This is a genomic window from Rhodococcus sp. EPR-157 (assembly GCF_001647195.1).
Taxonomy (GTDB): Bacteria; Actinomycetota; Actinomycetes; order Mycobacteriales; family Mycobacteriaceae; genus Rhodococcoides.
In genome coordinates this window covers 1-12,500 of the sequence record NZ_LVCV01000177.1, presented here as the reverse complement: position 1 = coordinate 12,500, position 12,500 = coordinate 1, and the positions used below count along the sequence as shown (strand labels likewise).

Sequence of the window (12,500 nt, the reverse complement as noted above, 5' to 3'; positions counted from 1 at the left end):
AAGAGTCCACGATGAGCTTCAACGAAGAGCTTCCCGACACCACGCTTGCGCCCATTCCGAACCTCGACACGAGTGATTCTCCTCACAGCAAGCGGGTGTTGCTGGTCTGGGACGCCCCGAATCTCGACATGGGTCTCGGCGCGATCCTGGGTGGTCGTCCGACGGCTGCGTACCGTCCCCGATTCGATGCGCTGGGCCGATGGCTACTTCAACGCACCGCTGAACTCTCGGTTACGGAGTCGTCGACACTCGAGCCGGAGGCGACGGTCTTCACCAACATCGCCCCAGGTAGCGCCGATGTGGTTCGACCGTGGGTAGAAGCCTTGCGTAACGTGGGCTTCGCGGTATTCGCGAAGCCGAAGGTCGACGAGGACAGTGACGTCGACGCCGACATGCTCGATCACATCGAACTGCGCAATCGCGGTGGTGGACTTGCAGGCGTCATGGTCGCGTCCGCGGACGGTCAAGCGTTCCGCGAGCCGCTGGAAAGCATTGCTGCAACCGGCGTGCCTGTTCACGTGCTCGGATTTCGAGAGCATGCGAGCTGGGCGGTCACGTCGGAGACGCTGACGTTCCTCGATCTGGAGGACATCCCCGGCGTCTTCCGTGAACCTCTGCCACGGGTCAGTCTGGATTCGCTGCCGGACGAGGGCGCATGGTTGCAGCCGTTCCGCCCACTGTCCGCCCTGCTCGTCGGGCGCCAAGGAGTTTCGTAGTGTTCGCCAGATGGGGAGATCTCGTCTACCGCATGCGGTTCACGGTCATCGGAGTCATGGTGGCCGGCCTTCTGGGCTTCGCAGCGTACGGACTCGACCTCAACGACCATCTGAGTCAGAGCGGCTGGGACGACCCCGGCTCGGAGTCGGTCGAGGCTGCGCGCCTGGCCGACCAGACGTTCGGGCGTGACAAACAAGGCGACGTGATCGTCCTGTACACCGCACCCGAAGGCGGGACGGTCGACGATCCGGAGTTCAACGCCAAGGTCACCGACAGCCTCAATTCACTCGTCTCCGACAACCCCGATCAGATCGAGAAGATCAACGGCACGTACTTCAAGGTCGACGGTGTGGTCAGTGCCCCCGCACTGGCGACAGTGGACCGTACGCACGCCATCGCCAGCATCGCCATCGTCGGCGCCAACGACACCGAGCTGACCAACAACTTCCAGGCCGTCAAGGACGTCTTCTACATCGACGGCGTCGATGTGCAGGTCACAGGTCTGCAGGCTGTCGCCGGGGCCTTGCAGTCGACGATGGCCGGCGACATCCAGCGCATGGAACTGCTGGCCATCCCGGCCGTCGCAATCCTGCTGTTCTTCATCTTCGGCGGTGTCATCGCGGCTGCGCTCCCTTTGATCGTCGGTGGCCTCACCGTCGTCGGCGCCAACGGAATCGTCAAGGTCTTCACCAACTTCACCGAAGTCAACAGCTTCGTGGCACCCGTCGTTTCTCTGGTCGGGCTCGGCTTGGCAATCGACTACGGGCTCTTCATCGTCTCGAGATTCCGCGAGGAACTCGGCGACGGGTACTCGACGCAGCAGGCCGTGCGCAGGTCGGTGATGACGGCCGGTCGAACCGTCGTGTTCTCGGCGACGATGATCGTCGCCAGCTTGGGCGGACTGCTGCTCTTCCCCCAGGGGTTCCTGAAGTCCGTTGCGTACGGATCCATCGCAACGGTGGCGCTGGCCGCACTCACAGCAATCACGATCCTGCCCGCGATGTTGGCGATCCTCGGACCTCGCGTCGATGCCCTCGGCCTCAAGTTCATGCGCAAGACCAAGTCGTCCGAGGAAATCGAGAACGGCATGTGGGGCAAGTTGACCAGGTGGGTCATGCGCAACCCACTCAAGGTCACCATCCCCATCGTCCTGGGGCTGGTCTTGCTGACTTTGCCCGTGGGCAACATCAAATTCGGTGGCATCAACGAGACCTACCTGCCGCCGGACAACGTCACCCGGCAGGCACAGAGCGAGTTCGACGCCCTGTTCCCGGGCCAGCGCACCGAGCCGATCAAGGCGGTCATCGAGAACGCTCAGGGTGCGAACCTGGCTGCGATCACCAGCCAACTGAATCAAGCGCCCGGGCTCATCGAGAAGTTCTCTCCGAACGGCGCCAGCACAGACGGCATCATCGTCTTCAAGGCCGGCTTGGTCGACCGCAACGACTCCAAACCGGCCATCGACTATCTGCGCAGTATCGACGTCCCCGAGGGCGCGACGGTAATGATCACCGGTACGCCCGTCATCGAGCAGGATTCGATCGCGGCGTTGATCGACAACCTTCCGCTGATGGCAATACTCGTCGTCTTCGTCGTGACGCTGCTGATGTTCTTGACCTTCGGATCGTTGGTGTTGCCGATCAAGGCCGTCCTCATGACGACGCTCGGCCTCGGCGCGACGATGGGCATCCTGACGTGGATATTCATCGACGGCAACGGCGCGAGCTTCATGAACTTCACGCCCGGGCCGATCATGGCCCCGGTGCTGGTGCTGATCATCTCGATTGTGTTCGGGTTGTCCACCGACTACGAAGTGTTCCTGCTCTCGCGCATGGTGGAAGCCCGAGAAAAAGGCGCGAGTACCAGCGAAGCGATCCGCGTCGGTACCTCGCATACCGGGCGCATCATCACCGCAGCGGCACTCATTCTCATCGTTGTCACCGGAGCGTTCGCGTTCTCGGATCTGGTGATGATGAAGTACATCGCCTACGGCATGATCGCCGCACTCATCATCGACGCCACCCTCATCCGCATGTTCCTCGTGCCGGCGACCATGAAACTGCTCGGCGACGACTGCTGGTGGGCACCGGCATGGATGAAGCGCATCCAGCAGAAGCTCGGCCTCGGCGAGACGATCCTCGAAGACGAGCTCATGCCCGCCGACGTCCCGGAGCTCGCGATGGCAGGTGGGGTTGCCCGTACGACCGTCGCGCCGCCGATGCGGCCGGCGCCGCGCCCGAGTGAGCCACTCACCGAACCTATTCCGGTCGTCGCACCGACAGGTTCCGGACCGATCCGGGCCACCCGGCAGGCCAAGGAAGACGAGCGTCGATCGGCAACGGGCAAGCCCGCTCAGGCACCGATCGTCGAGCAGCAGCCACAGCCGACATGGCGACCACAGACGGCGGCTGCACCTGAGTCCCAGGTTTCGCCGCCCGCCGTATCGACTCCACCGGCTCCCCCGGTACCGGCGCAGCCCCCTGTTCGCGAGCCCGTACGGTCGATCGGCAATCGCACTCCCGTGCCGGATCCGAGGTCCATCGAAAGCTGGCTCGCAGATCTCCGAGCGCCGTCCGACAAGCCCAGTGCCCAGCCCCAGCGTTCGGAGCCCCAGCGTTCAGAGGTGACTGGCAACGCCGACAGTCCGGTCTCGAGTGGCACTTCGGCACGGAACGGGCGCTCCTCCGCCACGAACGGCTCGGGCACCAACGGCTCGGGCACGAACGGGTCGAGCGTGAATAGTTCGGCCACCAACGGCCGTCAGCCCTACGGCACCGGCTCGGCTCCCGGCGGCCCCGATCGCAGTGCCGGCAACGACCCCGACCGGCCCGGAAACGTCACCCGCGAACCCACGCCGGACAGCAGCCCAAGGACCGGGGGCATTCGCGGATACTCCCAGAGTGCAAGTGGCGCGAACGGGCACGATCAAGACCGAACTCCAAGCACACCTCGTGCCCGCTACGACATTTCGACACGGAATGCGCCCCGCAACCCGGCACCCGAGGACGAGCCGAACCGATCGCGATCGGGCGGTGCCACACCGGAACCGAATGCTCCACAACGATCCAGGCGAGCCGCCGAACCCGAGGTTTCCGACAGCACGGCTGAGAACGACAGCGGGAAGCACCGCGGCGGTGACGGTCGACAGGCATTGAGCGTCAGCGAATTGCTTGCGCGGGAGCGTCGACAGTAGGTCGACGCGCTGGTCGGTCGGCCAGTACAACTCTCCGGTAGGGTTCCGATGCGACAGGTTCGCGGGGGCTGTTGCATGTCATGCAGCGGTTGCGCGCGGCCAATTGCCCCGTCCGACAATTTGCGAGGAGCAGCCTGAGTGTTCGCCACCTGGGGAGATCTCGTCCACCGTTGGCGCTACACCGTGCTGGGGGTGATGATTGCCGGTCTGTTGGCGATGGCAGGGTACGGGGTGGGCTTCGAAGACCACTTGAGTCAAAGCGGTTTCGACGATCCAGGTTCCGAGTCGGTCGAAGCCGGCATTCTCGCCGACAACACATTCGGCCGAGACACCCAGGGCGACGTCATCGTGCTGTACACGGCACCCGAGGGCAAGACCGTCGACGATCCCGAATTCAACACAGCAGTCACCGACAACCTGGAAACCCTTGTCGCCGAACATCCCGACCAGATTCTGAAGATCAACGGCACCTACTTTCCCGTCGACGGCACAGTCAGCGTTCCCGCGCTGGCGACCGAGGATCGACAACACGCAATTGCCAGCATCGCGGTCGTCGGAGACAACGACACCGAGCTGACCAACAACTTCCAGGCCGTCAAGGATGTCTTCTACATCGACGGCGTCGACGTACAGGTCGCCGGTCTGCAAGCAGTGGCGGGCGCCCTGCAGTCGACGATGTCCGAGGACATCCATCGGATGGAAATCCTCGCGATCCCCGCCGTGGCGATCCTGTTGTTCTTCGTGTTCGGAGGGGTAGTCGCAGCAGCACTTCCCTTGATCGTGGGCGGTCTGACGGTCGTCGGCGCCAACGGAATCGTGCGTGTGTTCACCAACTTCACCGAAGTGAACACATTCGTCGCACCGGTCGTGTCGATGGTGGGGCTCGGTCTCGCGATCGACTACGGATTGTTCATCGTCTCCAGGTTCCGCGAGGAACTCGGTGACGGGCGGTCGACCCGAGACGCAGTGCGGCGTTCGGTCATGACGGCCGGCCGGACGGTGGTCTTCTCGGCAACGATGATCGTCGCGAGCCTCGGTGGGCTACTGGTTTTCCCACACGGATTCTTGAAGTCCGTCGCATACGGATCGATCGCCACGGTCGCGCTCGCTGCACTGACCGCGGTCACCGTTCTCCCTGCACTGCTTGCGATCCTCGGCCCACGAGTCGACGCACTCGGATTCAAGTTCATTCGAAAGACCAAGTCGTCTGCGGAGATCGAGAACGGGATGTGGGGCAAGCTCACCGAGTGGGTGATGCGCAGGCCGGTCAAGGTTGCCGTCGTCATCGTGCTCGGGTTGCTCGTCCTTACGCTCCCGGTGAGCAAAATCGAATTCGGTGGGATCAACGAGACCTATCTCCCGCCGGACAATCCGACGCGGGTAGCCCAGGAACAGTTCGACGAATTCTTCCCCGGTCAGCGCACCGAACCGATCAAGCTCGTCATCCAGGGAGCCCAGGGCGCGACCCTCGGGCAGATTACGAACCAGGCGAACGAGGCCCCCGGCCTCATCGAGAAGTTCACACCCGAGGGATCGAGCAAAGACGGGATCATCGTCTTCAAGGCCGGACTCGAAGATCGAAACGACTCCGCCGAGGCCATCGAATACCTGAGAAGCATCGAAATCCCGGACGGTGCAACGGTTGCAGTTGCGGGAACGCCTGCCGTCGAGTACGACTCGATCGCTGCGCTCGAAGACCGTCTTCCTCTGACGGCGCTACTTGTCGTGCTGATCGTGACGCTGTTGATGTTCCTGACATTCGGCTCGCTTGTGCTGCCGATCAAGGCTGTGTTGATGACCGCTCTCGGTCTGGGCGCGACGATGGGCATTCTTACCTGGATTTTCATCGACGGCCACGGGGCGAGCCTGATGAACTTCACGCCCGGGCCGATCATGGCGATGATCCTCCTGCTGATCGGTGCCATCGTGTTCGGATTGTCCACGGACTACGAGGTTTTCCTGCTCTCCCGAATGATCGAAGCGAGAGAGAAGGGAGCCAGCACAACTGAGGCCGTGAAGATCGGTACCGCCCATTCGGGCCGAATCATCACCGCCGCCGCACTTATCCTCATCGTGGTGACCGGCTCCTTCGCGTTCTCCGACCTCGTCATGATGAAGTACATCGCGTACGGGATGATCGCTGCCCTCATCATCGATGCCACCGTCATTCGAATGTTCTTGGTGCCCTCGGTGATGAAGCTTCTCGGCGACAGCTCATGGTGGGCTCCGAAGTGGATGAAGCGAATTCAGCAGAAGCTGGGATTGGGCGAGACGTACCTCTGACCCGTGAGCGGAAACCCACAGCACACATGGGTTTCCGCTCACGCCGGTCAGCTCGCCGCCCGATCCGCGAACACCTTTGCGTAGCGCGTCCCAGCGAAGAGCAGAAGCAACCCGACGATGATGAACGCTCCGACGCGGAACAGTCCGTCGAGCGCCACCAGGTCGAAGAGGAACAGCTTCGCAACGGACGCCGCCGTCAGCGACAGTCCCGCCAACAGCGCTGTGTGCGCATACTTCTCACTGCGCAGCCCGAGGACCAACAGCGCCATGGCACCCGCCATCCATTCGATCGTGGCAGCGCAATGTCCTGCGACGAATCCCGTCGTGCCTCCGATCGCCACCATCCCGAGAGCAACCGTCGCCGATGTCAGCGCATACAGCGACACCACACCTGCCCCGACCCAGAACGCCTGCAGGTTCTTTCCGGCTATCTTCAGCTGCGCACCGACGTACACCAGGCCCGCCGCGACCGCGACCAAGAGCAGGCCTGCGAGGACGACGCCGAATTCGTCTACTGCATAGTCCGAGTCCATGATCGAGGCCGGCGGCGAAACGATCAAGTATCCGAGCGACCCCAAGGCACCGAACGCCGCGCCGACGAAGTAGGCCAACTTGGACGACGTGCGGAGCGCGGCGACCTCCAGCACCGCGGCAACCACGAGCAGCGCGAGTGGACGGAGTTCGACCGACGTCGGGACCACCACCGCCTGCAGAAGTGCCAGCGAGCCGACCAACGCGAGGACGATCTTGGAGCTCGCGGGGAGCCACGTGCCCACAGCGATCACCAGCAAACATCCGAGTGCCACGACACCGTGCACGAGCGTCGCGGTCCACGGGTCGAACAGAGCGCCCACCACCAGGACCGGAATCGCCGACGCCGCAATCATCGCGGACGCCATGACATCGGCGACGTTGCGCCGCAACAACTCCACCGAACTGCCGATTCCGAACGCCGCGACGATGGCAGACACGATCAGAAGCGGAATCGCTTCGGATACGGACGCACCCCAGTTCTCCGCTTGGGCAATGCCGAACAGCGTGACGACGACGACCGGCAACGTTCGTGCTCCCGACAGGATCGGCCAGTCCCGACCCAGTTGCGCCGCGAAGCTCGCGATGAAGGTTGCGGTGAAGAATGCAATGAGCGACAAGGTGATTCCACCGGTGACCACGGGCGCGCAGATCGCGACCCCGATCAGAATCAGCACCGCCATCGGCTGCGACCGCCACGAGACCGCAAGTGCGACGCCTGCCGCCGCGATTCCGAAGGCTGCAATCAGACCGATGATCGGTTCGAGCCACTCGTAGACAACCGTCACAGCCACTACATCGAGGTAGAGACCCGCAACACCGGTCGCTGCAGTCGCTATTCCGCCAATTCTTCCGCCGGACTTGCTGTAGATCCGAGACCCGATGTACACCAGCGCGATCGAGAATACCGCGCCCGCGCCGACTCGAAGTTCCGGGCCGAACCATCCGGCTTGCGCCGCGAGGACGAGCAACATGACCACACCGATCAAGGTGACGCCCGCGCCTGCGACGGCCAGTACCCGGCTGATGACCCCGTCACGCTGCCACCACGGCTCGGACTTCTTCGTCGGCGTCGCCGGGACCGACGGAGTGTGGGGCCTTGGCCGTACTGCCGACGCACGAGTCGGTGTCGGGACTTGCGCAGGAGGGGCTTGTGGGGTCTGGGCTTGCGGGTATGTGGACTGCGGGTATGTGGGCTGCGGGTAAGCCTGGGGGGATGGCGGCGCTGGATACTGATGCACAGGCTGGCGTGGCGCCGGCGCAACGATCTGCGCCTGGAGAACGCCCAGATCACCCGATACCCGACGCATCTGTTCGCTCAGCGTCGCGAACTGGCTCGCAAGGCCTGAAATCAATCGCGGATCGATCGCTGGTGTTGTCATACGTCGATACTTGTCGTCCGAGCCGACGCAGTCGTGAGTAGTTCTACCTGCTCGACCCGGGTACTTTCGCCCGCATGTGTTCAGGCGTCGACTCGCCGTGGCGCCTCAGTGCCCGAGCATTCTGCGAATGGAGGTTCCGAACGGGTGCTTGGCGGTGATGGACCCGAACCGAATCTTGCCGCGCACGACGATGTGCAGCGGACCGATGGGAGGGCCGGTACGAACCTTGTTGTTCGCGCTACCACCGAGTGTCTCGACGGCATTGAGGTCGACTGTCGCCTCCGGCGGCACGATGAGGGTGAGGGTGCTGCAGTAGTCGTCGACCGACACCTCGACGACCTGACTCGCCATGATGGCCTGAGTGAAGTCGAGGGTCACGGTCGACATCTTGCTCTGAATTCCGAGCTGCGGTGGAACGTGCCACGGGCCTTTGCGCGTCACAGTGGACATCGTGCCGCGGACGATGTCGCTCGTGTTCACGACCGGGCTGTGAGAGTGCGCCGTGTAACCGTGTGGTGCGTAGGACTGCGGTCCATACGACTGCGGTCCATACGACTGCGCTGCAGGTGGGGACGGTTGCCGAGTCGGCGGTCGATGCTGCTCGGCGATCTGCATTCCGGGAAGGTCCGCAAGGACGGAATTGAGCTCACCTCGAGTCTTGGCCGCGAGAGCCGTGTCCATCCGCTCGGTGAATTCACCGAGCGAGAGCATCCCCTGTCCCACCGCACGCTGCAGCAGCTGCCCCACGTGTTCCTTTTCCGCGTCGGACACCCGCAAATCCCTCGCCTCCATGCCCCCAGGATAGGGGGCCATGGACGTGGTGGCCATGTTCGAGGACCTCGAGCATGCCGTCGACGGACGCGGGCCAGCCGAACTGCTCGGCACGGGCGCGGGCGGCAGTTCGTCCATCGGCACGCGAGAGCTCGAACACCCGGGACAGCTCCGACGCCAATCCATCTGCGGTGTCGTCGAAACGACCGCCACATTCGGACGTCACGATATCGGCGAGCGCGGACGATTTCGACACCACCACCGGCGTGCCGGTAGCCAGAGACTCCAATGCGGCAAGTCCGAAGGTCTCGTGCGGACCCGGAGCCACTGCCGCGTCCGCAGAAGCCAAGAGTGCCGCGAGTTCGACACGTCCGTCGACGAATCCGAGGAATTCGACCGGCAATCCACGTGCTCGACGTTCGAGTCCGGATCGTCTCGGTCCGTCCCCCGCGATCACGAGCCTCACATCGACCCCTGAATCAACCAATGCTGCAACCGAATCGATGCTGCGATCCACACGTTTCTCCACCGACAGTCGACCACAATGCACGAGTAGTCGTTCGGCGTCGCCGTGCCAGGGCGAACGAGAACCATCGACACTCGAACCGCCGATACGACGCGTCGGATGGAATACGTCGAGATCGACGCCGAGGGGCACTTCGGAGACGTTGCGGGCGCCGATCCGCTCGAACTCGCGCCGAGCAAACGCGGTAGTGCAGACGACCGTGTCGTAGGCGTTCGCGGTACGTCGGTTGGCGACGTCGGCGAGCGACCGAGCGATCGATTGTGGGAGAACCTGACCGAGCAATCGATCGAGCCGTTCGTGCGAGATCATGACGCTGTGCACGCCTCGGCGTGATGCCCACGTACCCATGCCGCGAAGCGTCAGTCGATCCGATACCTCGATGACATCGGGACGAAGAGCCGTGGTCACGTCGGCGGTGGTACGTGGATCCACCGCGCGGTACCCACCTGTGAGCGGAATCTTCCTTGCCGGCCGAGTGATCCGCAGAACGCCGGAAGGCAAGATTTCCTCGGTCTCGACAGCGCCCGGCACGACCAAGATCACCTCGTGGCCTCGCGCGGTGTATCCCGCACCCAATTGATCGATCGCGGTCCGCAGCCCACCCGAGCGGGGACCGTAGAAGTTCGCGAGTTGCACGATGCGCATTGCAACGAGTGTGACGCCGCAGCATGACCAGCCAGCGACGGGGAAACGAACTCTACCGATGTGATCGGTGTCGATCGGGTTGTGTTCGGTGACTGTTCCCGATCCACCCGCCGGTTAGTTGACTGCATTCCGCGTTTTTTTCGGCCACTGGTCGGGTAAACAATCTCATGGAGATCACAATCGACGCGGTGGGATCCGCACCTGCGGGTGCCGTCTGGGAGCGTTACATGAACCCACAACAGTGGTCGTCGTGGGCAACACAGATCGTCGGCGTCGAATACTCCGAGGAGCGGCTCACCGCCGGAACGTTCGGCCGCGTCGAGGGACCCCTGTGGATCCACGTCGACTTCGAAATTCTCGACGTCGACGAATCCGAATGGATGTGGACGTGGAGCGCCTGGTGGAAGCGCCGAAGCGTCGGGCTGACCCTGACGCACGGAGTCGCGTCGAGGACGGACGGGTCACGGACCTGGCTGAGGGTCAGCGGTTCGCCCGCCCTCATCATCCCCTACCTGCCTGTCGCCAAATTCGCGTTGATGCGATTGGTCAGGCGCTGATCTACTCCGAGCGCGTGATCGTTTTCGGGTCGGAGGGCTCGTTGCCGACGTCCTCGGGGTCGGGCGTCGGCAACGACTGCGAGTCGCCTGCGCCGTCGAGATGGCCGTCGAACTCGGCGATCGCTTCGCTGCGTTCGTCGGAGCTCTGGGCTGTATCGGCGTCGGTGCCGCGAGTCTTCTCGGTGGGATCGACGGTCGTGTCGACGGGCTTGTCGGTGTCGGTCATGCGTTGGAGAGTGCCCCGACCGCGGGCCCGGCAAACCGAAGTTCACAACCCCTGTTCGATGGCATAGCGCGTCAATTCGACACGATTCGCCAGCTGGAGCTTCCGTAGCGTTGCCTGCACGTGGTTCTCGACGGTTCGGTGGCTCAGGGTCAGCTTCGTCGCGATCTGCTTCGAGCTCAGCCCCTTCGCGACCAGCCGCAGGACCTCGGTCTCCCGGTCGGTCAGAGTGGGACGAGCGACCGACTCGTCGACTGCAGGTGTGGTGGAGATCCGCCGATACTCGCCGAGCACGAGCCCTGCAAGACCTGGTGTGAACACGGCCTGCCCTGCCGCAGTCGCGCGGACGGCCTCGTACAACTCTTCCGCAGATGCGCTCTTGACCAAATACCCAGTGGCACCTGCCTTGATCGCGTCGAGCACGTCCTCGCGTTCGGCCGAGGCGGACAACACCAGGATGCGACTGTTCTTCGAGCCTGCGAGCACCTCGGTCGTCGCATCCGCGCCGTTGCCGTCGGGCAGATGCATGTCCATGAGTACGACGTCGGGCTGGGTCGCGGCGGCACGTCGCCCCGCCGCGCCGACGCTGTCCGCCGTTGCCACGACGAGAAATCCTGCCGCTTCGAGGTCGCGGGCGACTCCGTCACGCCACATCGGATGGTCGTCGACGACCATGATCGAAATCTGTGTGTCAGTCACTTAGCGATCCCTTCGGTACCCGAATTTCCCACTCTGTTCCAGCGCCGACGTCCGTGTCGAGAACTGCCGTACCGCCGATGGCCTCGACCCGGCCCAGGATCGACTTCGACACTCCCATACGGCCTTCGGCTTCGGCTGCGGCAAGGCGTCCCGGTGCGATACCGAGGCCGTCGTCGCGAATGCTGACGATGATCTCGCCGTCCACATCCTCGAGCAGAACGTAGGCGCGGGCACCATCGCCCGCATGTAGCGCAACGTTGGACAGAGCCGTGGCGACGACCGCCGAAAGCTCCTCTGCGACAGCTCTGTCGACGAGTACAGGGTTCGGCGGGGCAGAGACCGAGACGGTGGTGCTGCCCCGGGGCCGCAGCAATGAACGCAGGTCCACTTCCGCCTGGGTCGAATCGACTCGGCTTGCCTCCCCTTGTTCGGAGACGAGCATTCGCAGAGCTACTTCCTGCTCGCCGGCGAGTTCGGCTAATTCCGCTGCTGCACCGCCGATTTCGGAACCGCGTCGGCGAACCAACGCGAGCACCTGCAGAACACCGTCGTGAACCTGACGGGCGAGTCGCTCTCGCTCCTCGGTGATCGCCGCCAGCCGCGCGGCGCGTTCGAGTTCGGCATGTGCACGCCGCGCGGTGTTACTGGCCAGGCCGAGAGCAAGACCGACCGAGACCAAGACAGGTGCGGTCGCGTCCGTCCACAGGTCGAGATCGATCTGGTCTCGCACTACTGCGCTCACGACGGACAGAAGGATGCCCGACGCGATTCCGCCCTTGGGTCCGAACAGGATTGCCGCCGAGATCACCGCGTTGGTGGCCCACAGCGTCGTGGGGAGTGTCTGATGGTTGCTGTACCAATCGTAATCCGAGACCAGGCGGGTCGACGCCATCAGCCCGATCACGACGAACTGGTCGGCCAGCACGACTTTCCACCGTGGCAGGCTCGCGCGCGAGAGCAGTACTGCCGACAA

10 protein-coding genes are annotated in these 12,500 nt (G+C 63.6%); 4 read left to right on the top strand and 6 right to left on the bottom strand.

Annotation, left to right across the window (positions count from 1 at the left end):
* The first annotated feature begins 11 nt into the window (after positions 1 to 11).
* From A2J03_RS08060 to A2J03_RS08050, 3 genes are all read left to right on the top strand, one after another.
* A complete protein-coding gene (locus A2J03_RS08060) occupies positions 12 to 716 on the top strand; it encodes an NYN domain-containing protein (RefSeq protein ID WP_068371870.1) in 705 nt (234 codons plus the stop codon).
* Positions 716 to 3,910 (top strand): MMPL family transporter, encoded by a 3,195-nt coding sequence (locus tag A2J03_RS08055; protein ID WP_068371867.1) that lies wholly within the window; start codon positions 716 to 718, stop codon positions 3,908 to 3,910. The genes A2J03_RS08060 and A2J03_RS08055 overlap by 1 nt, the downstream gene beginning before the upstream one ends.
* Before the next feature lie 138 nt (positions 3,911 to 4,048).
* Entirely contained in the window at positions 4,049 to 6,193 is a 2,145-nt protein-coding gene (locus A2J03_RS08050; RefSeq protein WP_068371864.1) for an MMPL family transporter, read from the top strand.
* Between the two features lie 47 nt (positions 6,194 to 6,240).
* Here A2J03_RS08050 and A2J03_RS08045 read toward each other — a convergent pair whose 3' ends face one another.
* From A2J03_RS08045 to A2J03_RS08035, 3 genes are all read right to left on the bottom strand, one after another.
* Positions 6,241 to 8,106, bottom strand: coding sequence for a DUF2339 domain-containing protein (locus A2J03_RS08045; protein WP_082897674.1), 1,866 nt, complete (start codon positions 8,104 to 8,106; stop codon positions 6,241 to 6,243).
* Between the two features lie 105 nt (positions 8,107 to 8,211).
* The gene (locus A2J03_RS08040) at positions 8,212 to 8,898 is read right to left on the bottom strand and encodes a DUF1707 SHOCT-like domain-containing protein (protein ID WP_068371861.1); all 687 of its coding nucleotides are present in this window, start codon (positions 8,896 to 8,898) and stop codon (positions 8,212 to 8,214) included.
* Positions 8,801 to 10,048, bottom strand: a complete 1,248-nt coding sequence (locus A2J03_RS08035; RefSeq protein WP_156520262.1) for a glycosyltransferase — start codon at positions 10,046 to 10,048, stop codon at positions 8,801 to 8,803. The genes A2J03_RS08040 and A2J03_RS08035 overlap by 98 nt, the downstream gene beginning before the upstream one ends.
* A gap of 167 nt (positions 10,049 to 10,215) precedes the next feature.
* Here A2J03_RS08035 and A2J03_RS08030 point away from each other — a divergent pair, with 167 nt between their 5' ends.
* Positions 10,216 to 10,605, top strand: a complete 390-nt coding sequence (locus A2J03_RS08030; RefSeq protein ID WP_068371858.1) for a MarR family transcriptional regulator — start codon at positions 10,216 to 10,218, stop codon at positions 10,603 to 10,605.
* Position 10,606: 1 nt separating this feature from the next.
* Here the strand turns inward: A2J03_RS08030 and A2J03_RS08025 are convergent, their stop codons facing one another.
* From A2J03_RS08025 to macS, 3 genes are all read right to left on the bottom strand, one after another.
* Complete coding sequence (locus tag A2J03_RS08025) at positions 10,607 to 10,831, bottom strand: autophagy-related protein 2 (protein ID WP_068371855.1); 225 nt, start codon at positions 10,829 to 10,831, stop codon at positions 10,607 to 10,609.
* Positions 10,832 to 10,873: 42 nt separating this feature from the next.
* Positions 10,874 to 11,503, bottom strand: a complete 630-nt coding sequence (locus A2J03_RS08020; RefSeq protein WP_197480666.1) for a response regulator — start codon at positions 11,501 to 11,503, stop codon at positions 10,874 to 10,876.
* Between the two features lie 16 nt (positions 11,504 to 11,519).
* Positions 11,520 to 12,500 (bottom strand): MacS family sensor histidine kinase (gene macS, locus A2J03_RS08015; RefSeq protein WP_068371849.1); only part of this gene is annotated, 981 nt, incomplete at its 5' end.